20 protein-coding genes and 2 pseudogenes are annotated in these 19870 nt (G+C 50.9%); 12 read left to right on the top strand and 10 right to left on the bottom strand.

The genetic code is table 11. From position 1 onward, the window contains the following. Window positions 1–45: 45 nt before the first annotated feature. A complete protein-coding gene (locus ACHH0Z_RS22845) occupies window positions 46–534 on the bottom strand; it encodes a TIGR00645 family protein (RefSeq protein WP_008499805.1) in 489 nt (162 codons plus the stop codon). Between the two features lie 82 nt (window positions 535–616). Continuing rightward, window positions 617–1120: an ESA_00282 family adhesion-associated protein gene (locus tag ACHH0Z_RS22840; protein ID WP_045409513.1), complete on the bottom strand. Its 504-nt coding sequence runs from the start codon at window positions 1118–1120 to the stop codon at window positions 617–619. A 103-nt stretch (window positions 1121–1223) separates the two neighbouring features. On the opposite strand from ACHH0Z_RS22840, the gene ACHH0Z_RS22835 reads away from it, so the two are divergent. Next, window positions 1224–1628 carry a hypothetical protein gene (locus tag ACHH0Z_RS22835; protein WP_025912493.1) on the top strand — a complete coding sequence of 135 codons (405 nt, stop codon included), beginning with the start codon at window positions 1224–1226 and terminating at the stop codon, window positions 1626–1628. Window position 1629: 1 nt separating this feature from the next. Next, the gene (locus tag ACHH0Z_RS22830; protein WP_023294557.1) at window positions 1630–2079 is read left to right on the top strand and encodes a hypothetical protein; all 450 of its coding nucleotides are present in this window, start codon (window positions 1630–1632) and stop codon (window positions 2077–2079) included. 43 nt (window positions 2080–2122) lie between these two features. Here ACHH0Z_RS22830 and exbD read toward each other — a convergent pair whose 3' ends face one another. Beyond that, on the bottom strand, window positions 2123–2548 hold the full coding sequence (exbD, locus tag ACHH0Z_RS22825) for a TonB system transport protein ExbD (RefSeq protein ID WP_008499809.1): 426 nt from the start codon (window positions 2546–2548) through the stop codon (window positions 2123–2125). Window positions 2549–2552: 4 nt separating this feature from the next. Beyond that, complete coding sequence (exbB, locus tag ACHH0Z_RS22820) at window positions 2553–3284, bottom strand: tol-pal system-associated acyl-CoA thioesterase (RefSeq protein ID WP_045409516.1); 732 nt, start codon at window positions 3282–3284, stop codon at window positions 2553–2555. 251 nt (window positions 3285–3535) lie between these two features. Here exbB and metC point away from each other — a divergent pair, with 251 nt between their 5' ends. Both metC and yghB read left to right on the top strand, forming a co-directional pair. Continuing rightward, window positions 3536–4723 (top strand): cystathionine beta-lyase, encoded by a 1188-nt coding sequence (gene metC / locus ACHH0Z_RS22815; protein WP_008499811.1) that lies wholly within the window; start codon window positions 3536–3538, stop codon window positions 4721–4723. Between the two features lie 143 nt (window positions 4724–4866). After that, the gene (gene yghB / locus ACHH0Z_RS22810) at window positions 4867–5526 is read left to right on the top strand and encodes a DedA family general envelope maintenance protein YghB (protein ID WP_008499812.1); all 660 of its coding nucleotides are present in this window, start codon (window positions 4867–4869) and stop codon (window positions 5524–5526) included. Window positions 5527–5575: 49 nt separating this feature from the next. Here the strand turns inward: yghB and ACHH0Z_RS22805 are convergent, their stop codons facing one another. Further along, window positions 5576–6475, bottom strand: a complete 900-nt coding sequence (locus tag ACHH0Z_RS22805; RefSeq protein WP_045409519.1) for an AraC family transcriptional regulator — start codon at window positions 6473–6475, stop codon at window positions 5576–5578. A gap of 194 nt (window positions 6476–6669) precedes the next feature. Here ACHH0Z_RS22805 and yqhD point away from each other — a divergent pair, with 194 nt between their 5' ends. After that, entirely contained in the window at window positions 6670–7833 is a 1164-nt protein-coding gene (gene yqhD / locus ACHH0Z_RS22800; protein WP_045409522.1) for an alcohol dehydrogenase, read from the top strand. 105 nt (window positions 7834–7938) lie between these two features. Continuing rightward, entirely contained in the window at window positions 7939–8766 is an 828-nt protein-coding gene (gene dkgA, locus ACHH0Z_RS22795) for a 2,5-didehydrogluconate reductase DkgA (RefSeq protein ID WP_032675499.1), read from the top strand. Window positions 8767–8807: 41 nt separating this feature from the next. On the opposite strand, the gene ACHH0Z_RS22790 is transcribed toward dkgA, so the two are convergent. From ACHH0Z_RS22790 to ACHH0Z_RS22775, 4 genes and pseudogenes are all read right to left on the bottom strand, one after another. Beyond that, window positions 8808–9209 (bottom strand): carboxypeptidase-like regulatory domain-containing protein, encoded by a 402-nt coding sequence (locus tag ACHH0Z_RS22790; protein ID WP_025912494.1) that lies wholly within the window; start codon window positions 9207–9209, stop codon window positions 8808–8810. Between the two features lie 115 nt (window positions 9210–9324). Further along, window positions 9325–10335: pseudogene (locus ACHH0Z_RS22785) on the bottom strand (radical SAM protein); the annotation flags it as partial. Between the two features lie 114 nt (window positions 10336–10449). Next, window positions 10450–10779, bottom strand: a complete 330-nt coding sequence (locus ACHH0Z_RS22780) for a hypothetical protein (RefSeq protein ID WP_000140246.1) — start codon at window positions 10777–10779, stop codon at window positions 10450–10452. 204 nt (window positions 10780–10983) lie between these two features. Then, window positions 10984–14259: a P-loop NTPase fold protein gene (locus ACHH0Z_RS22775; protein ID WP_045409525.1), complete on the bottom strand. Its 3276-nt coding sequence runs from the start codon at window positions 14257–14259 to the stop codon at window positions 10984–10986. A gap of 858 nt (window positions 14260–15117) precedes the next feature. On the opposite strand from ACHH0Z_RS22775, the gene ACHH0Z_RS22770 reads away from it, so the two are divergent. The 6 genes from ACHH0Z_RS22770 to fghA all read left to right on the top strand — a co-directional run bounded on the left by ACHH0Z_RS22770 (window position 15118) and on the right by fghA (window position 19524). Further along, window positions 15118–15414, top strand: a complete 297-nt coding sequence (locus ACHH0Z_RS22770) for a helix-turn-helix transcriptional regulator (RefSeq protein ID WP_017384073.1) — start codon at window positions 15118–15120, stop codon at window positions 15412–15414. Between the two features lie 536 nt (window positions 15415–15950). Beyond that, window positions 15951–16648 (top strand): IS1 family transposase gene (locus tag ACHH0Z_RS22765; RefSeq protein WP_223479951.1). Its coding sequence is split into 2 segments (ribosomal slippage): window positions 15951–16200 and window positions 16200–16648, totalling 699 coding nucleotides; the frame shifts between segments, so codons are not numbered across the junction. A gap of 113 nt (window positions 16649–16761) precedes the next feature. Continuing rightward, the gene (gene frmR / locus ACHH0Z_RS22760) at window positions 16762–17037 is read left to right on the top strand and encodes a formaldehyde-responsive transcriptional repressor FrmR (RefSeq protein WP_017384071.1); all 276 of its coding nucleotides are present in this window, start codon (window positions 16762–16764) and stop codon (window positions 17035–17037) included. Between the two features lie 34 nt (window positions 17038–17071). After that, on the top strand, window positions 17072–18181 hold the full coding sequence (frmA, locus tag ACHH0Z_RS22755; RefSeq protein ID WP_017384070.1) for an S-(hydroxymethyl)glutathione dehydrogenase: 1110 nt from the start codon (window positions 17072–17074) through the stop codon (window positions 18179–18181). A gap of 43 nt (window positions 18182–18224) precedes the next feature. After that, entirely contained in the window at window positions 18225–18623 is a 399-nt protein-coding gene (locus ACHH0Z_RS22750; RefSeq protein ID WP_012561111.1) for a VOC family protein, read from the top strand. Between the two features lie 64 nt (window positions 18624–18687). After that, complete coding sequence (gene fghA / locus ACHH0Z_RS22745; protein ID WP_012561110.1) at window positions 18688–19524, top strand: S-formylglutathione hydrolase; 837 nt, start codon at window positions 18688–18690, stop codon at window positions 19522–19524. Window positions 19525–19551: 27 nt separating this feature from the next. Here the strand turns inward: fghA and ACHH0Z_RS22740 are convergent. Further along, window positions 19552–19704, bottom strand: a pseudogene (locus tag ACHH0Z_RS22740) (resolvase); the annotation flags it as partial. Window positions 19705–19870: the final 166 nt, after the last annotated feature.

Genomic DNA, 19870 nt, shown 5'->3' with positions numbered 1-19870 from the left:
CTCTCCCCTTTGGGGAGAGGGTTGGGGTGAGGGGTAAGGCGTACTTTACTTCTTACTGATCTTATCCAGATACCCCATCACAAACGCAGACAGCACAAACGTCAGATGGATAATGACGTACCACATCAGTTTGTTATCCGGCACGTTCTTCGCGTCCATAAACACGCGTAGCAGGTGGATAGAAGAGATCGCCACAATCGACGCGGCCACTTTATTCTTCAGCGACGAGGCATCCATTTTGCCCAACCAGCTGAGCTTCTCTTTGCGCTCGTCGATATCCAGCTGAGAGACGAAATTCTCGTAGCCGGAGAACATCACCATTACCAGCAGCCCGCCCACCAGGGTCATATCCACCAGCGACAGCAGAACCAGAATCAAATCCGCCTCGGCAATGGAAAAGATATTCGGCAGAACGTGCAGGATTTCCTGAAAGAACTTAATCGTCAGCGCGATAAGCGCCAGCGAAAGGCCAAAATAGACGGGAGCCAGTATCCAGCGAGAGGCGTACATGGCATTTTCAAAAAAGCGTTCCATAAAGTCCTGTTTGCAAAAGAAACCAGCGCCCAGTATATCCCAATGGCGCTGACTGTTTGCAATAGCTTACCAGTATGGTCACTCAGACGTTGTCGGGGTTAACCTCGGGACGGGCGTATTCCGGCCAGACCAGCACCACCAGCTCCGGGTAGGCTTCAAGGCTGAACTCACGAAAACACTGACGCAAATTTAATACGTCCAGATCGGAATAAGAGACCTTCTCGCCGTTAAGGCAGCGTTTTTTGATATTGTCATAATATTTATACACGGCTGAATTGAGATCGCTACAGCGACGCTGTGCTTCAAACAGTCCGGGCGTGTCATTAATTTCCGACATTTTCATGCGTTTAATTGTCGCGTGTAAAAAGTCGATATATTCATAGTTCACCCGCCAGTACCAGACAGGCGTAACGGAGTTCATCAATACAGAGAAATGGTCTTCCCCTTCCTCTTTTGTCATGAGTTCCGGTTGCGGCGGTTCACTGGTGTCTTTCGACACTTTCGTTTTATTGAACTCCTGCATCAATAAAAGCACACCAGCGGTCAGTAATAGTAATGTGATGACCGTAAAAAAGATGCTGTTCATGGGTAGGCTCCATTTTTTTTGATTTTAAATTTGCCTCATGATATTGTCAACGAATCTCACGCCTTTACCAACCCCACCCTGTTGAAATTAAAGGAAATTAAAAATGCTGCCCGACTATCTCGTCCCGGCTAAGTACCACATTACGCCTGTGGAACAGCAACCGACGGAAGCAGAAAAAGAGGTCAGTTTCACTCAGGGGAAAAGAAAGCTCTCTGATTACGAGCCTGATATATTAATTGGTGTTTCCCGTACCGGCAAATCCCGTAATATGTTGCTGGAAGAGCACGATCGTCATATAAAAGACCGCTTATTTCGCGCCATAAAAATTGAAGCCTTTGTCCACCTGCTGAATGATCTGCAGGCCGAAGGTGAAATAGATGCCCAGAAACTAAGTCAAATATTGGCCGAAAAAACCAAAGAAATTAACGAAGCGGGCAATGAAATTTGGCTTAACTTAATTACGCGCGAAAAAAACAACCCAATTTTTTATAGCCTGGGGGAGGATTAACGTGAAGGAAGTTAAAAATAACGACGTTTATTTGACTTTGGATGATAAAAAAAGTGATGAATTTATCTTAAAGCAAAATCTCGACGCACTGCGAAACACAAAAAATGACGAGATGACGCGCATTACACAAGACCTGGTATCGATCCCGGCGACGCTGGTGCGGCTGAAATGGCAGAATCGCCGTGAGATTTATCCGCTGCAGGTCAAAGAAGAAATTTACGGTGCCGTGATGAACGCCATCATGGAACAGCGGCCAGAGCTAAAAGAGAAGCTTCTGGGACGCCTTGAGGCCAACTACCAGTACCTGCTTGCCAGAGAGATCGCCACCCTGCGTCTGACGCGCAAACTGTCAGACGGCGAGTACCGTACCTCAAACGTCACCTGCGTTGCGCTTGATGAGGACGCGCTGGCAACCCCCTCTACCGCACCGACGGAAAATAAGAACGCATAAACCCAACAGGCATAAAAAAAGCCGGCTTTCGCCAGCTTCTTTATCACTTCGCGGCCGCTTTCTCTTCGCCGACCAGCCCAATCTTCAGATAACCCGCCTGATGCAGCGTGTCCATTACCTTCATCATGGTTTCATAATCCACGGTTTTATCCGCACGGAAGAAGACCGTGGTGTCTTTTTTACCGCCGGTAAGCTGATCCAGCGCCGGGATAACAGAGTCGGCCGTTACCGGGTCGTTCCCGAGGAACATCGATTTATCGGCCTTCACGGAGAGATAAACAGGCTTTTCCGGGCGCGGCTGCGGCTGGCTGGACGAGGCTGGCAGATTCACCTTCACGTCCACCGTCGCCAGCGGCGCGGCCACCATGAAGATGATCAGCAGAACCAGCATGACGTCGATAAACGGCGTCACGTTGATCTCATGCATTTCGCCGTTATCGTCCAGATTTTCGTTTAGACGCATCGCCATAATATCAACCTACGCGCAGTTTGGACGCCGCGTGCACCGGCTTAACGGCGCTGGCATTCAGGTCGAGATCGCGGCTCTGCAGCAGCAGAACCTGCGCGGCAACGTCACCGAGGGTGGCTTTGTAGCTGCCAATCATCCGCGCGAAGATGTTGTAGATAACCACCGCCGGAATCGCCGCGACCAGACCAATCGCCGTTGCCAGCAGCGCTTCGGCGATACCCGGCGCAACGACCGCCAGGTTGGTGGTTTGGGTCTGCGCGATACCGATAAAGCTGTTCATGATGCCCCAGACCGTACCGAAAAGACCGATGAACGGCGAAATCGCGCCGATGGTGGCCAGATAACCATTGCCGCGCCCCATGTGTCGGCCAACGGCCGCCACGCGACGTTCCAGACGGAAACCGGTACGCTCCTTGATGCCTTCGTTATCTTCACTGCCCGCGGAGAGTTCCAGCTCGTTCTGTGCTTCATTCACGAGCAGGGCAGTCAGGCTTTTCGCGTGGAAGGATGAGGTCATATCTGAGGCCTGATCCAGAGAGCGGGCTTCAGCCAGCTGCTGCTGTTCCCGCTTGAGGCGACGCTTCTGCGAAAGCAGCTCGGCGCTCTTGCTGAAGAAGATAGCCCAGGTGACAACGGACGCCAGAATCAGGCCGATCATCACAATCTTAACCACGATGTCAGCATGCTGATACATGCCCCAAACGGAGAGATCCGCCTGCATCAAATTATTACCCACTCTGTATCTCCAGGACGCAAATCACAAAATCTGAACGTAATAATATCAAAACATCGTCGAATTGATAGTAGTTCTCATTAGTATTTGCATAGTGACGCAATTTTCGTTCACTTTCCTTGCGCTTACGCAGTAAAAATTTCTTATGCGCTTTTTTGCTAATATTTTCTGCTTATTCGATAAGCCTGCGGGTGCAGTTTTTTCCAATCGTGGTAGTCTGGACGTCCAGACGTATAAAAACAGGGTTAGCGAACATGACAACGAAGCATCTTGATACCACGCTGGTACAGGCAGGACGCAGCAAAAAATATACTCAGGGATCGGTCAACAGCGTGATTCAACGCGCCTCCTCGCTGGTGTTTGACACCGTTGAGGAGAAAAAAAACGCCACGCGCAACCGCGCAAAAGGCGGACTGTTTTATGGCCGTCGCGGCACGCTAACCCACTTTTCTCTGCAGGAAGCGATGTGCGAACTGGAAGGCGGCGCAGGCTGCGCGCTGTTCCCGTGCGGCGCGGCGGCGGTCGCCAACACCATTCTGGCGTTTGTGGAACAGGGCGACCATATCCTGATGACCAACACCGCCTATGAACCCAGCCAGGACTTCTGTACCAAAATCCTCAGCAAGCTCGGCGTGACGACCGGCTGGTTCGACCCGCTGATTGGTGAAGGCATTGCCGAACTTATTCAGCCAAACACGCGCATTGTGTTCCTGGAATCGCCGGGGTCACTCACCATGGAAGTTCACGACGTGCCGGCTATCGTCAAGGCCGTGCGCAGCAAAGCGCCAGAGGCGATCATTATGATCGACAACACCTGGGCGGCAGGCGTGCTGTTCAAAGCGCTGGAATTCGACATTGATATTTCCATCCAGGCGGCGACGAAATACCTGATTGGCCACTCTGACGGCATGATTGGTACTGCGGTTTCCAACGCGCGCTGCTGGGATCAGCTGCGTGAAAACGCCTATCTGATGGGCCAGATGGTGGATGCCGACACGGCGTACATGACCAGCCGCGGACTCCGCACGCTGGGCGTTCGCCTGCGTCAGCACCACGAAAGCAGCCTGAAGGTGGCCGAATGGCTGGCGCAGCATCCGCAGGTTGAGCGCGTAAACCATCCGGCGCTGCCGGGCAGTAAGGGGCATGAATTCTGGCAACGTGACTTTACGGGCAGCAGCGGTTTGTTCTCGTTTGTGCTGAAAAAACGGCTGAATAATGACGAGCTGGCAAGCTATCTGGATAATTTTAGCCTCTTCAGCATGGCCTACTCCTGGGGCGGTTTTGAATCCCTGATCCTGGCTAACCAGCCGGAGCAGATCGCGGCCCTGCGCCCCGGCGGTGAAGTGGACTTCAGCGGTACCCTAATACGACTGCATATCGGTTTAGAAAATGTTGACGATCTGATTGCGGATTTAGCAGCAGGGTTCGAGCGTATCGTGTAGAGTGCTGGCTGAAAATGTACTCTCTGGACGCTTTTGTGGACACCGCAAGCAGAAAAGTCTGCATGAGTTGCGCCCGGGATCAAACCCGTCGGGCGAATTAGGGAGTACAATAGCGCTATATCTGCTGTTCCACAGGAAAGTCCATGGCTGTTATTCAAGATATTATCGCGGCGCTCTGGCAACATGATTTTGCCGCCCTGGCGGATCCTCACGTCATAGGCGTCGTCTATTTCGTGATGTTCGCAACGCTGTTTCTGGAAAATGGATTACTGCCAGCCTCGTTTTTACCCGGTGACAGTCTGCTTTTGCTTGCCGGGGCGTTGATCGGCAAAGGCGTCATGGACTTTACGCCCACGATGGTTATCCTCACTTCCGCAGCCAGCCTGGGCTGCTGGCTGAGCTATCTGCAGGGCCGCTGGCTCGGCAACACGCGCGTGGTCAAAAGCTGGCTGGCGCAGTTACCCCATAAATACCATCAGCGTGCAACCTGCATGTTTGACCGACACGGCCTGCTTGCGCTGCTGGCCGGACGTTTTCTGGCGTTCGTTCGCACCCTTCTGCCGACGATGGCGGGCATTTCCGGTTTGTCGAACCGCCGATTTCAGTTCTTCAACTGGCTGAGCGCCCTGCTTTGGGTTGGCGTGGTGACGACATTCGGCTACGCGCTGAATATGATCCCCTTCGTGAAACACCACGAAGATCAGGTGATGACCTTCCTGATGGTGCTGCCGATGTTCCTGCTGGTGGCGGGCCTGGTGGGTACCATCGCGGTAGTGATTAAGAAGAAGTACTGCAGCGCGTGATAAAAAATTGCCGGGTGGCGGCTACGCCTTACCCGGCCTACGTTTCCCCTCAGGCTCCCTGCATCGTTCTTATACGTGACGCATCCTCTCCCGGCGTGACGCCGAAATAGCGCTTAAACTCCCGACTGAACTGCGACGCACTTTCGTAGCCCACCCGCATCGCCGCCGCGCTGGCCTTCATGCCGTCGTGGATCATCAGCATCCGTGCCTTATGCAGCCGGTAGGTTTTGAGGTACTGCAGCGGCGAAGTGCTGGTCACCGATTTAAAGTTATGGTGAAACGCCGAGACGCTCATATTGGCTTCCGCCGCCAGCTGGTCGACGCTGAGGTTTTCCGTGTACTGGCTTTCGATACGCTTGAGCACGCGGCTTATCAGGCTGAAGTGGGTCTGTCGGCTCACCAGGGCAAGTAACGCGCCGCCGCCCGGGCCCAGCAGCACGTGGTACAGAATTTCTCGGATAATCTGCTTGCCCAGTATGCGCGCGTCCAGCGGCCTCTCCATGACGTCCAGCAGACGCTCAATGGCGCAGAGGATCTCTTCCGACAGCGTTGCCGAGTTGATCCCGCTTGAGGCCATCGAAGGCTGGAAGAGTTCATCTTCGCCAATCTCCATCAGCAGCTCCTGCAGCTGGAGGATGTCGACATTGACGCGGATCCCCGCCAGCGGAACCGCCTCTGTCGCGAAGGTTTCACATTCGAAGGGTAAAGGTACTGTCAGCAGCAGATATTCATTGGTGTCGTAGCGGAACACGCGCTCGTTGATATAGCCAATTTTATGGCCTGAAAAGAGAAAAACGATGCCCGGCTGGTACATGACCGGCGTGCGCGTTCCGGGCTGCGTGCCGTAGAGCAGGCGAATGTTCGGCAGCAGATCGCTGGCACGATTTTCATTATCTATCAATCTCTTAATCTGCGCAGTGAGCTGCTGGCAGATAGCCTCACGGTTCATCTTGCGTTACTCCGGGTGCGGTTTTCGACGTTGACAGTGTGCGTTGTTTTCCGCGCTTTCTCCAGCGCTCTGTAGAAATGGGCAAGACATCGGCAGGAATGTGCATTGAGGGCGTAGCCCCGGACGGCCACAATGTGCAGCATCAGGTCGCCCTCTGCGCACCACGGTTTTTCACCCACTAAAGGGAACGAGCAATGAACAACTTTAATCTTCACACCCCAACCCGCATTCTGTTTGGTAAAGACGCTATCGCTGACCTGCGCGCACAGATCCCTGCTGACGCCCGCGTGCTGATCACCTATGGTGGCGGCAGCGTGAAAAAAACCGGCGTGCTGGATCAGGTTTACAGCGCGCTGGACGGTCTGGACGTGCGTGAGTTTGGCGGCATTGAGCCAAACCCGTCCTACGAAACGCTGATGAACGCGGTGAAAATCGCCCGCGAAGAAAACATCACCTTCCTGCTGGCGGTCGGCGGCGGCTCCGTGCTGGACGGCACCAAATTCATCGCGGCGGCAGCGCACTATGCTGACGGCATCGATCCGTGGCACATTCTGGAAACCCGCGGCAGCGACATCAAAAGCGCCATCCCGATGGGCTCCGTGCTGACCCTGCCAGCGACGGGTTCTGAATCCAACAAGGGCGCGGTCATCTCCCGTAAAACTACCGGTGATAAGCAGGCCTTCATGAACGAACACGTTCAGCCTGTCTTCGCCATCCTGGACCCGGTCTACACCTACACCCTGCCTGCGCGTCAGGTCGCGAACGGCGTGGTCGATGCCTTTGTTCATACCGTTGAGCAGTACGTCACGTATCCGGTAAATGCCAAAATCCAGGATCGTTTTGCGGAAGGCATTCTGCTGACGCTGATTGAAGAAGGTCCGAAAGCGCTGAAAGAGCCGGAAAACTATGACGTTCGCGCCAACGTGATGTGGGCCGCCACCCAGGCGCTGAATGGCCTGATCGGTGCTGGCGTGCCGCAGGACTGGGCGACCCACATGCTGGGCCACGAGCTGACGGCGATGCACGGTCTGGATCATGCGCAGACGCTGGCCGTTGTGCTGCCTGCGCTGTGGAATGAAAAACGTGATACCAAACGCGCCAAACTGCTGCAGTACGCTGAGCGCGTGTGGAACTTCACCGAGGGTTCTGACGATGCGCGTATTGATGCCGCCATCGAAGCGACCCGCAGTTTCTTTGAAGGTCTGGGCGTGCCAACGCGTCTGTCTGGCTACGGTCTGGACGGCAGCTCTATCCCTGCCCTGCTGGCGAAACTCGAAGAGCATGGCATGACCCATCTGGGCGAGCACGGCGACATCACCCTGGACGTCAGCCGTCGTATTTACGAGGCGGCACGCTAAGCGTTTTTGTCCCCCCGACTTTCGTTTTTTGACATTTCGTCCAGACTTAATGCACACCCCATCGCCGGAGTCTCCCTCCGGCGATGCGCACCTGAAGGAGGAAAAATGGCAAACCAAACCGTAATCAAGCTGCAGGACGGCAACGTGATGCCCCAGCTGGGGCTAGGTGTATGGAAAGCCGGTAACGACGAGGTCGTCTCCGCCATTCATAAAGCCCTGGAAGTCGGCTACCGGTCGATTGACACCGCCGCCGCGTACAAAAACGAGGACGGCGTGGGGACCGCACTGGTCAGCGCCGGTGTCCCCCGCGATGAGTTATTCATCACCACGAAACTGTGGAATGACGATCAAAAGCGTCCCCGCGAAGCCCTGCAGGAGAGTCTGGAGAAGCTCCAGCTCGATTTCGTCGACCTGTATCTCATGCACTGGCCGGTTCCGGCCATCGACCATTACGTTGATGCCTGGAAAGGGATGATTGAACTGCAAAAAGCGGGGCTGGTGAAAAGCATCGGCGTCTGTAACTTCCAGGTTCATCACCTGCAGCGGCTGATTGACGAGACGGGCGTCGCGCCTGTGATTAACCAGATCGAACTGCACCCGCTGTTGCAGCAGCGCCAGCTTCACGCCTGGAACGCCACGCATAAGATTCAGACCGAATCCTGGAGCCCGCTGGCTCAGGGTGGTGAAGGGGTATTCGATCAGAAAATTATCCGCGACCTGGCGGATAAATACGGCAAAACCCCGGCGCAGATCGTCATTCGCTGGCATCTGGACAACGGCCTGGTGGTGATCCCGAAATCGGTCACGCCATCGCGCATCGCCGAGAACTTCGACGTCTGGGATTTCCGTCTGGACAAAGATGAGCTGGGGGAAATTGCGAAGCTTGATAAGGGCAAGCGGCTTGGGCCAGACCCGGATCAGTTTGGCGGATAATACTTAAAACGAGCCCGGTCTTCCGCCGGGCTCGTTTTAATTTATAAACCGGACTGACATCTCGCTTCTCCGGGAAGATCAGGTAATGTGCAAATAACGTTGTACGCTTTCCCTTCCAGTTTATGTGGCCCACCGAGACCGCCGCCTACTTCTGCACCATATTCCTTTCCGTTGACGCTTATCTGGAGCGGGGTGTGATAAATCCAGTCCATCGGACCTATTGGCAGAAAAAAGATCCATTCATGCTGGCTCTGAAAAGCAAAACGACCGTTGTCGTCAGAAAGCGTTTGCTCCCTCTCTAATGTTATTTTAGCGCCCGGGACTGGCTTACCTGCGCTGTCGATTAGACGTCCTTCCACTTCTGGCTGTGTCTGGCGGTGCATTACACAACCGCATAACGTAAGGCCAATCAGCATCGCTCCTGTTAACTTCCTAATTTTCATTTTGGGCCTCCTACCCTTATGCAGAAAAAAGCCGGGTGGCGGCTGCGCCTTACCCGGCCTACGCGCTGGCCTGTAGGCCCGGTAAGCGCTAGCGCCACCGGGCTTTGTTACAGGTTTAACCGATCTTACGTTTTACGGTCTTCTTCATTCCCGCTCCACCGTTCGAACGCTGATGCACAATCGGCGTGTGCTTGGTCAGCGCCGGGCGCGTATTGCGGTTCTGGCGACGCGCTTCGCGCATCTCCTCCAGCGTCGGGGCCGGTACCAGACAGTCGCGGCGCGAGCCGATCAGATGTTTTTTACCCATCTCTTCCAGCGCCTGGCGGATCAGCGGCCAGTTTTTCGGATCGTGGTAACGCAGCAGCGCCTTGTGCAGACGACGCTGTTTGTCCCCTTTCGGCACCACCACCTCTTCACTCTTGTAGCCAATCTTACTCAGCGGGTTCTTGCCGGTGTAGTACATGGTCGTCGAGTTGGCGAGCGGTGACGGATAGAAGTTCTGCACCTGATCCAGGCGGAAGCGGCGCTGCTTCAGCCACAGCGCCAGGTTCACCATGTCCTCATCACGCGTGCCCGGGTGGGCGGAGATGAAGTACGGGATCAGATACTGCTCTTTGCCCGCCTGCTTCGAGTAGGTGTCGAACAGCTGTTTAAAACGATCGTAGCTGCCCATGCCCGGCTTCATCATCTTCGACAGCGGGCCTTCTTCGGTGTGCTCCGGCGCAATCTTGAGATAGCCACCCACGTGGTGCGTCGCCAGCTCTTTGATGTAGCGCGGATCTTCCACGGCGATGTCATAACGCACCCCGGACGCGATGAGGATCTTCTTGATGCCCTTCAGATCGCGCGCGCGGCGGTAGAGGTTGATCGTCGGCTCGTGGTTGGTGTCCATGTGCTCACAAATGTTCGGATAGACGCAGGAGAGGCGACGACAGGTCTGTTCCGCGCGCGGTGATTTGCAGCGCAGCATATACATGTTGGCGGTTGGGCCGCCAAGATCGGAAATCACGCCGGTAAAGCCCGGCACGGAGTCGCGAATGGCTTCGATCTCATTGATGATCGAATCTTCAGAGCGGCTCTGAATAATGCGCCCTTCGTGCTCGGTAATGGAGCAGAGCGAGCACCCTATAATTCTGATCATTTAGAAATTTTTTTGCGTTTAAAATCAATGAATTGAAAGATTTCATTTTTCTAAGTCTGATAAAACAGATGAAAACCCAACTGACTATACTCATAAAACTCAATCTTTGCGCTGCTGTACGATACCAGTAATTACAGGTGCCGAGTTTAACATCATGAAAAGTAGCCCAATAATGAATGACGCAACGCCAGCTGCGGTGCCTAACTTCTGACTGAACACCATTGAAACAAAGTACATATTTGGGATAAAAACGGACATAGCAATCACGAAAAGTAACTTATTCAGATAATTATTTATTCGGGTCTTAACCTCAACTCTATCATAAAAAGCCATCGAAACGTAAGCAGTTATCAGTGAATAAAAAGACCATGTCATATAGTTAACCGATTCATTAAATGCCTCTCGCAAAAGCAAAGCACTTTCTGTCATTCCCTACCTCATTAAATCAATAGAAAATAAATCTGAATAATTTATTTTTAAAAGAAAAGAACACAACATAACTTCAGTAGTTATGATTAATCCCTGAATGATTATTTCTTAGCAAGATATAACATGCTTAATGTATATCAGGCAATAAAAAAACTCCCAAAGACCACCGCTGTGGTCTTCAGGTATAGGATTTAAAGAACGAACTCAGTCCGGAAACGTATCACTATCTTCTGTAACGTCCGCTTTCTCTGGTAACATTCTGTTTTTAATATACTGTGAATTCCTGCAGATGAGAGGAAAAATCTCCGAGTTATTCATTATACAACTCGTTGCCGTACGGGCGTCCTCCGGAGACCATGATGAAAATGAAAACGTCTGACGGTCAAGCCATTGAGACAATAATACATTATCAACAGAAGCGCTAAACAGCGCCGCAATAGCCCTGCGTTCAACGGCCTTCTCAGGTTCAATAAACGACAACTCATTATGAAAACGGGTAATAATCGCAATACGGCTGTCAATACGAATATGTCTTTCAAGTAAGACATCGTGCAACTCATCAAGTACAGTCTCTCTCTGGGTATCGTCGAGGCAAGACCACAGAAAATGAATGTTCTCGGCATTTGTGACAACGTCTGGCTCTGCATCACGGAACCATGATGCAAAGATACCCACACTACCTTCCATCCGGATATGCTGCCCCTGAAGTTGCATTTGTTCAAGGATAAAGCGCATGTTCACAGGAAGAACCGTAAAACACGCAATAAGCCTTTCAGAAGAACTAAATACTCCACATGCCAGGGCGTTCAGCTTTTTCTTCAAAATATCAAACTGCTCACCTGACTGATATACGTCATGGAGAAATACTGGACCCATAGCATTCACATCAGACTCAATTATTTTCTCTGACAGTGCTTTTTGACGCTCTCGCACAAATATTAAAAGAGAGGTTGCATTTGTAGCTTCTTTGATGACGTCATACTGACCTTTAACAAAGCTCAGGACAGGTATATTCACCAGAAGACCTAAATCAACAATCCTGCCAACAGCATTTTTGATGTACGGCAGAACATTTTTATCCTTAAGTGCTATAAAGATACTCTCGGCAGTACGTAGATAACGAAGATATGCAGCCAAAGCCAGGTCAAACCGTTCCTCACCAATATGTTCACTGTACGACTCGATACCGGCATAGTTACCATGGAGCACCATGTGAGCAACAGCCTGTGCAGCAAATTCCGCAGGGAAGAGATTCCTCGTCGCCGTATTATTAAGATAATATTGATTTAAAACATTATTATTCCAGTCCGGGCTCAGAACAATTTTTCTGAAATGGATAACGTCCTCAACAACCTGACGATTTTTAAGCGTCATTATTGCAGAGCTAACCTGAGCCCCACCTGTACCATCATTCTTTCCAATTACGTTCTGTACCGCCTTCGATGCAATATTGATATGCCGGATAATTCCCGGATTAAAAAGGTCTATCTGAGGTTGCTCAGCTCCATAGCGTAACATCTCCTCCCGACCGTGATTTCCGATATCTAGTGTGCCAATTTTCAGGTTTGACAAGGTCTCTTCATTATTGACAAGGTATTCCACATAAAATACGCCATCTACAAAATTCTCCATTTTATTCAGTAGTGATTCACCGGCCAGAACAGAGTATGAATCAGCTTCCTGCAGCAACGTCTTCGTGGATTCAGCCTCCAATTTTTCTGAATCCTGAATTTCATCAAGTTTACTCACAATAAACGATATTTGCCTTTCGACGAAAGGCTCTAGGCTTATCCGCCCGTCAGCCATCAGTTTCTGCAGACTCAATACGAAACCTTCATCATTCTTTTCTCTGAGTGAAACAGCATAACTCTGATTCAGCATTTGCACTGCGACTTTGAGTTGCGGTTCGGCGAGAGCCTGACACTTCTCATCCATCCGGCTATAAGAAACCAGCCAGTCTCGCATCTGAATATGTGGTGCCACTCGCTGCCATGCTTCAGCGAAACCCCACAAGGCCGTCAGTTCTTCAAGCCGTGGGATATTTATAGCACCAATCGCGTCTTTAAGAGGCGTATCAAGCAACTCGCTCCTGGCAAGCTCCACCGTGGACTGATAGTGGATGCTCATCAGAAATTCGCTCCATCTTTCTGTATCGTTATTAAAAATTCGGGATATTTGTTGATAAGTTAGCGAGAGCATCTCGTCAAAATCATCCGGAGCAATACCGGGTTCGGTCTGACTAGCTTTGGGATCGCGAAGTAATACTTTAATATCTCGCTCCCCGTATCTGACCACCAGTAAGTAGAGAGCAATAAGAATATGGCGATGATCTTCTGTTGCAGGAACGGTAAGGTTCAGAATATGAATATCATTAACAAACTTCTTCATTAATCGCGGTGTGATACGAGGATACTCAGAGGGTTTCCAGCGCTCAAGCAACACCGTTGCTTCCCGGCACGCTATCCCTGCATCCTCATTTACTGTTTCTTTCCAGTACTGCCTTAACGCTTCCTGCCATCCTGCCGAAATAAGAGGAGGAACCTGAAAACTTACAGGAATCCGCTTTGCAATAAACTCACGCCCGCTGAAACCCGCCACAGAAAGTGAGGCTGAAACCTGTCTTGCCGAATAGGGCACCACTATCCTGAAGTGTTCATGAGTGGCTCCGGCAATAAGCTCCATATCACTCCAGAGCTCTTTCACTTTGTCTGCACTGATTCGGTCCAGATTATCAATGATAAGGATGAAGCGATCTCCATGGGAAATGACCTCTTTGGAGGTAAATCCCTGCAGAGCTTCAGCCAGCTCAATAGCTCCGACCTCCTTATTAACTAGCCAAGTCTCTTCAATCCTGTCAGTACTGTTGCGTTTGAACAAATCACCAATACTCGAATACCCCTTCTTTCTGTACCATTCCATGTTCTGCAGGCATGCCAGTCCTGCGACCATAATGGCAGGAGAAAGAAACGCGGCCACCTCAACATAAAAAAGCCACCCTAATAATGACTCCTTGTTAGTAAAATATTGATTAAGGTCTGTTAGCACATAACGAAGCATCTGCACGGAAAGCAATGACAGTAAAATAAAAACGACGGTCAACCAGCTTAGCCTGCTGCTGACCCTCTTGTCGTATTCAACGATGTTACCCAGAGCCAGATTTTTATACTTATCCAACACATCCCGGGAGCCCGGACATTGTAGGCTGACCCCGTGGTGGATGACATCGATAAGCGCTTTTTTAGTTGAGCCATGATGGTAACGTTCTGCATCAAAGTTAATGAACGTAAAATCATCTTTAAGCTTTTTCTGCAGGAACTTCAATATTGTTGACTTACCTGAACCCAGCTCACCTTCCAGACCAATAATATTGACATCAGGTGTCCTGATGATCTGAGCCACATTCTCTGCAACTTTTTCATGACTGCTGCCTCTAAACATATCCTGGTCAGCGGGTGATTCCGTCTGCAATCGTAGAGTCATTCAGCAATTTCCTTCGTTATAACGTAAGATTCTTTCACTATTAGACACAGTACAGAGCCCACAGCAACCAAATGACTGCAGCCGGGGCAGTTTAGTTTTAAGCATGCATAAGCCGATTTCGATGGAATCCCTTTCACACAATAATATTGAATTGAAGCAATGAAAACATTAATGTGTTTGTTGTGACTAGCTGCAGGGGCCTGGAAGAAATTCCAAAGCCTGACAAACCGGAACAGGGCTTGCTCTGCTCCGGTTTTATCCAGTTCATCTTGAAGCCCTTGTTTTTGTTACATATCCCTGCTCACTCTTTCAGCCATTGTTAAGCTTCTTGTGTGTAATCTGCGAATAATACGGATGCAAAATTGATGCAATGGATTATACATACCTACAGCGCACGTTACGCTGAGCTGAATCGAATTTCAGAGAACGTTCTTCGCTATTACCCTGCCCAGCCAGTTGAACACATTTTATCATCCGGCCCCGAGAGTGACATGTTCTCTGCCTGGTACAGCCTTCATCAGAGTCAAACTAGACGTTATTTACAGGCAAAAGAAGACAGCTACAGAGCTTAAGTCTGACATTATTCGTGGCTGTGTCTGCCTTCGGAGTTTTCAGCTTATCCCGATAACAGCGGTTTTGAAAAATTGACGTTTTTTACACCGGTACATTGCCCGAACGCAATCTCCCCCGTAGCGAAATACCGCCCCGCAGAAAATCGTCCATGCTCGGCATGCCCCTGGAACATCAGCATCTTTTCAATAAAGGTTTTACAGCCTATAGTCTGTATAACACAAAATACACCTTACCTGCTGTATTACAGGGCGGTACTCCCTACTCAGTCTGCGAGGCAGGTCACTTATGAATAATCAGTTCCCGATAAAAACGCTGAACCAGCTCAGACCTGTGCTAATCGGGTTTCGCAAAATCAAGGGCTTCACGCAAAAAGATGTGTCTGAGAGGCTTGGCGTAACGCAGCAAACCTATGCCCGCCTGGAAGCAAACCCTGCTAGCGCCAGTATTGATCGTCTGTACAAGGTATTCAGTATTCTGGGCGTAGAAATAACGCTGTCATCTATTTCCCCTTCACCCTTCATTTCCCACACAGAGATGAGGGGGGCATTTGACAGCACTCCCGCCAGACGGGAGAAATGGTGACTATTAGAAGTTTGCTAGTTTTGTCGAATGACGCCAACTACATGTCCGCATCCATCGAGTAGTGGCTTCAAGCCACGATTGTCACTGCCTCCGCTGCCTTTTTCCAGTAACTCTCTCCTTTTAATTCTAATATTTAGGGGTGTCAACGCAAAGCAGAAACGGCACCTTCTTTGCGAGACAGAAATGACCTGTGATTGCCTGGCCGATTTATGGCAGCTAAGTGCGAGAAGCGGATATAGCGAATTCGCCATTGTACGGGATTAGCAGGTTTACTGAAGCAACCTGCGATGGCGTTATGGCAATAGTCAGTCCCCTGTCCAGTCGGCATAGGTGGCCACCTCGTCACCGCCGGGGATAAACTGATTGAAGCCTCCGCGCAAAATCACTTATTCTTTTCCGTTAATAAAATGCAGGAGCAAAGTCATGACTGGCGAAATTCGTGGGCGAGGCAGGCCACGAAAAACAGAGAGTACCTATACAGGGTAAGGGTGCCAACTTACTGATTTAGTGTATGATGGTGTTTTTGAGGTGCTCCAGTGGCTTCTGTTTCTATCAGCTGTCCCTCCTGTTCAGCTACTGAAGGCGTGGTGCGTAACGGTAAAAGTACTGCCGGACATCAGCGCTATCTCTGCTCTCACTGCCGTAAAACATGGCAGCTACAGTTCACTTACATCGCCTCTCAGCCCGGTACACACCAGAAAATTATTGATATGGCCATGAATGGCGTCGGATGTCGCGCCAGTGCACGCATTATGGGCGTTGGCCTCAACACGATTTTACGACACTTAAAAAACTCAGGCCGCAGTCGGTAAACTCACGCATACAACCGGGCAGTGACGTTATTGTTTGCGCGGAAATGGACGAACAGTGGGGTTACGTCGGCGCTAAATCACGCCAGCGCTGGTTGTTTTACGCGTATGACAGGATACGGAGGACGGTTGTGGCGCACGTATTCGGTGAACGCACGTTGGTCACGCTGGAGCGTCTTCTGGGCCTGCTGTCGGCCTTTGAGGTCGTGGTATGGATGACGGATGGCTGGCCGCTTTATGAATCACGCCTGAAGGGAGAACTGCACGTTATCAGCAAGCGATATACGCAGCGCATTGAGCGGCATAACCTGAATCTGAGGCAGCATCTGGCAAGGCTGGGCAGGAAGTCACTGTCTTTCTCAAAATCGGTGGAGCTGCATGACAAAGTCATCGGGCATTATCTGAACATAAAACACTATCAGTAAGTTGGAGTCATTACCGGTGCTCTGATATATTTATTATACTATAGTGGGGTATGTGTTGATCTTAATGTAATACTCCCCTATAGTATAAGAAATACAGAGCAGTGAGGTAAGCAATGCCCAGTACTCCTGAAGAGAAAAAAAAGGTCCTAACCCGGGTTCGCCGTATCCGGGGTCAGATTGATGCTCTGGAAAGAGCACTTGAAAGTGGCGCTGAATGCCGTTCCGTTCTCCAGCAAATCGCCGCCGTCCGGGGCGCCGCTAACGGACTGATGGCAGAGGTGCTGGAGAGCCACATACGGGAAACCTTTGACCAGAATGACAGCTACAGTCATGAAGTCAGTAAATCAGTTGACGATACGATTGAGCTGGTTCGTGCCTATCTTAAATAGGTGAGGCCATTATTACATTGAGGATATATTACGTATGAAATCACGTGCCGCTGTTGCATTTGCACCAGGGAAGCCCCTGGAGATTGTTGAAATTGATGTTGCTCCGCCTAAAAAAGGCGAGGTGCTGATTAAAAACACCCACACAGGTGTCTGCCATACCGATGCCTTTACCCTCTCAGGGAATGACCCTGAGGGCGTTTTCCCGGTGGTTCTCGGCCACGAGGGAGCCGGTATCGTCGTTGAAGTTGGTGAAGGCGTCACCAGTGTGAAGCCGGGTGACCATGTTATTCCGCTCTACACCGCTGAATGCGGGGAGTGTGAATTCTGCCAGTCCGGTAAAACGAACCTCTGTGTATCGGTTCGCGAGACTCAGGGCAAAGGACTGATGCCTGACGGGACCACTCGCTTTTCATACAACGGTCAGCCTCTTTACCACTACATGGGATGTTCCACATTCAGTGAATACACCGTTGTGGCCGAGGTTTCTCTGGCAAAAATTAACCCGGAGGCGAACCATGAACACGTCTGCCTGTTGGGTTGTGGCGTGACTACCGGTATTGGCGCCGTCCATAACACGGCTAAAGTGCAGCCGGGCGATTCAGTTGCCATTTTTGGTCTGGGGGCAATTGGTCTGGCTGCGGTACAGGGGGCCCGTCAGGCAAAAGCGGGACGTATTATCGCTATCGATACTAATCCGACAAAATTTGACCTGGCCCGTCAGTTCGGGGCCACTGACTGCATTAACCCGAATGATTATGACAAACCGATTAAAGATGTTCTGCTGGATATCAACAAGTGGGGTATTGACCATACCTTTGAATGTATCGGTAACGTTAACGTCATGCGTGCAGCGCTGGAAAGTGCTCACCGTGGGTGGGGGCAGTCCGTTGTCATTGGTGTCGCAGGGGCCGGACAGGAGATTTCCACCCGTCCTTTCCAGCTGGTCACCGGGCGCGTATGGAAAGGTTCCGCGTTTGGCGGAGTAAAAGGCCGCACTCAGCTCCCCGGTATGGTCGAGGATGCCATGAAGGGGGATATTGACCTTGAGCCATTTGTAACCCATACGATGACACTGGATGAAATCAATGACGCCTTCGAGCTTATGCATGAAGGCAAATCTATCCGGACAGTGATTCATTACTGATCCCATCAGAATTTTAATCAACTCAAACTGAAGGAAGTGGAAAATGACAACTCCGGTAATTTCTGGTGACGGCATCTTTTCTCATGTGTTCATTGGCGCAGCCGATGTCGAGAAATCCTCCGCATTTTACGATGTCGTCCTGGGCACGCTTGGTATCAATAACCTCGGCCCGTTTGGCAACGGCTGGGTACTCTATGGCCGCGAAAAGCCGGCATTTATCATTGCCCGTCCGGGCAACGGTGAAGCACCTTCCGCTAACGGGGTGACTGTCGGCTTCGCTGCTGCCACCCCGGAAGAGGTTGATGCTTTCCATGCTGCCGGCCTTGCCGCCGGTGGAGCTGATGAAGGTCAACCTGGCCCGCGTGGTCACCTTCCCGGGGCCTATGCTGCCTACCTGCGGGATCCGGCGGGTAACAAAATCACGGCGTATACGTTTATCTGACGTCCGGATTTAAAGATACTTCCCCTGGCTTCGGTCAGGGGAAATAACCATGAGATAACGGCTGATGGAACTCATTGAGCAGCATGCCAGCTCTGGCGGCTGGCAAAACGTGTACCGGCATTATTCACAATCCCTTAATTGTGAAATGAATTTCGGTGTGTATCTTCCTCCCAAAGCAGTAACAGAAAAACTGCCGGTACTATACTGGTTGTCGGGCCTGACCTGTACTGAGCAGAATTTCATCACCAAATCAGGTATGCAGCATTATGCAGCCCGGCATAACGTCATCGTTGTTGTCCCGGATACCAGTCCCCGGGGTAATAATGTCCCGGATGCCGACAGTTACGATCTTGGCCAGGGGGCCGGTTTTTATCTGAACGCGACGGAACAGCCGTGGAATGTTCATTACAGGATGTATGACTATATTCTCAGAGAGCTTCCGGATGTCGTCATGAATCATTTTCCTGCAACGGCAAGAAAATCTATATCCGGTCATTCTATGGGAGGGCTGGGTGCTCTGGTGCTGGCTCTGCGAAATCCTGGTGAATATGTGAGCGTATCAGCATTTTCCCCGATAGTATCGCCTTCTCAGGTGCCATGGGGGCAACAGGCATTTAGCGCTTACCTGGGTGAAAACAGAAAAACGTGGGAAGCCTACGATCCAGTCAGCCTCATTTTACAGGGTGAAAAATTACCAGAAATCTTCATTGATCAGGGGCTGAGTGACGCCTTTTATGAAGAGCAACTGCGCACCAAAATCCTTGAGAGAGTATGCAATGAGATGAACCTCAATGCGTCGTTCCGATATCATACTGGATACGACCACAGCTATTATTTCATTTCCAGCTTTATTGGTGAGCACATTGCTTACCATGCCAACAGGCTCAGGCTGTCAGCATGAGTTGATTTCCAGCCTCAGAAAATGTGCTTAATTTTCAGGCCTGAACAGGGCCTGAACCCTGCAGACCTGAGATGTACTGTAACTGGTGGCTTCAGCAGTTTCTCTTATGCTCAGTTTCTTGACCTGTCGGTAATACAGAACTTTCTTATGTCGTTCCTGATCGGCCTGTTTGCCCCGGTGAATCGCCACGGATAATCTAGACACTTCCGAGCCGTTGATTGGACTGACCCCGCCCCGGTAGACGATCCTGCCCTATAGTTTGAGCATAGGAGGAGCGTATGGGCACACCACGATTTACACCTGAATTTAAGGAAGAAGCCGTCCGTCAGATAACAGAACGCGGTTA

The sequence above is a fragment of the Enterobacter cloacae complex sp. 2024EL-00227 genome, assembly GCF_043945315.1.
GTDB classification, from domain to species: domain Bacteria; phylum Pseudomonadota; class Gammaproteobacteria; order Enterobacterales; family Enterobacteriaceae; genus Enterobacter; species Enterobacter roggenkampii.
The sequence above is the reverse complement of the archived record's forward strand: the minus strand, read 5'-3'. Positions and strand labels throughout refer to the sequence as shown.

Excerpts from the sequence above, each read along its gene's own strand:
- ACHH0Z_RS22845 (WP_008499805.1), bottom strand. The coding sequence starts at position 534 with ATGGAACGCTTTTTTGAAAATGCCATGTACGCCTCTCGCTGGATACTG.
- ACHH0Z_RS22840 (WP_045409513.1), bottom strand. The coding sequence starts at position 1,120 with ATGAACAGCATCTTTTTTACGGTCATCACATTACTATTACTGACCGCT.
- ACHH0Z_RS22835 (WP_025912493.1), top strand. The coding sequence starts at position 1,224 with ATGCTGCCCGACTATCTCGTCCCGGCTAAGTACCACATTACGCCTGTG.
- exbD (WP_008499809.1), bottom strand. The coding sequence starts at position 2,548 with ATGGCGATGCGTCTAAACGAAAATCTGGACGATAACGGCGAAATGCAT.
- metC (WP_008499811.1), top strand. The coding sequence starts at position 3,536 with ATGACAACGAAGCATCTTGATACCACGCTGGTACAGGCAGGACGCAGC.
- yghB (WP_008499812.1), top strand. The coding sequence starts at position 4,867 with ATGGCTGTTATTCAAGATATTATCGCGGCGCTCTGGCAACATGATTTT.
- ACHH0Z_RS22805 (WP_045409519.1), bottom strand. The coding sequence starts at position 6,475 with ATGAACCGTGAGGCTATCTGCCAGCAGCTCACTGCGCAGATTAAGAGA.
- yqhD (WP_045409522.1), top strand. The coding sequence starts at position 6,670 with ATGAACAACTTTAATCTTCACACCCCAACCCGCATTCTGTTTGGTAAA.
- dkgA (WP_032675499.1), top strand. The coding sequence starts at position 7,939 with ATGGCAAACCAAACCGTAATCAAGCTGCAGGACGGCAACGTGATGCCC.
- ACHH0Z_RS22790 (WP_025912494.1), bottom strand. The coding sequence starts at position 9,209 with ATGAAAATTAGGAAGTTAACAGGAGCGATGCTGATTGGCCTTACGTTA.
- ACHH0Z_RS22780 (WP_000140246.1), bottom strand. The coding sequence starts at position 10,779 with ATGACAGAAAGTGCTTTGCTTTTGCGAGAGGCATTTAATGAATCGGTT.
- ACHH0Z_RS22775 (WP_045409525.1), bottom strand. The coding sequence starts at position 14,259 with ATGACTCTACGATTGCAGACGGAATCACCCGCTGACCAGGATATGTTT.
- ACHH0Z_RS22770 (WP_017384073.1), top strand. The coding sequence starts at position 15,118 with ATGAATAATCAGTTCCCGATAAAAACGCTGAACCAGCTCAGACCTGTG.
- frmR (WP_017384071.1), top strand. The coding sequence starts at position 16,762 with ATGCCCAGTACTCCTGAAGAGAAAAAAAAGGTCCTAACCCGGGTTCGC.
- frmA (WP_017384070.1), top strand. The coding sequence starts at position 17,072 with ATGAAATCACGTGCCGCTGTTGCATTTGCACCAGGGAAGCCCCTGGAG.
- ACHH0Z_RS22750 (WP_012561111.1), top strand. The coding sequence starts at position 18,225 with ATGACAACTCCGGTAATTTCTGGTGACGGCATCTTTTCTCATGTGTTC.
- fghA (WP_012561110.1), top strand. The coding sequence starts at position 18,688 with ATGGAACTCATTGAGCAGCATGCCAGCTCTGGCGGCTGGCAAAACGTG.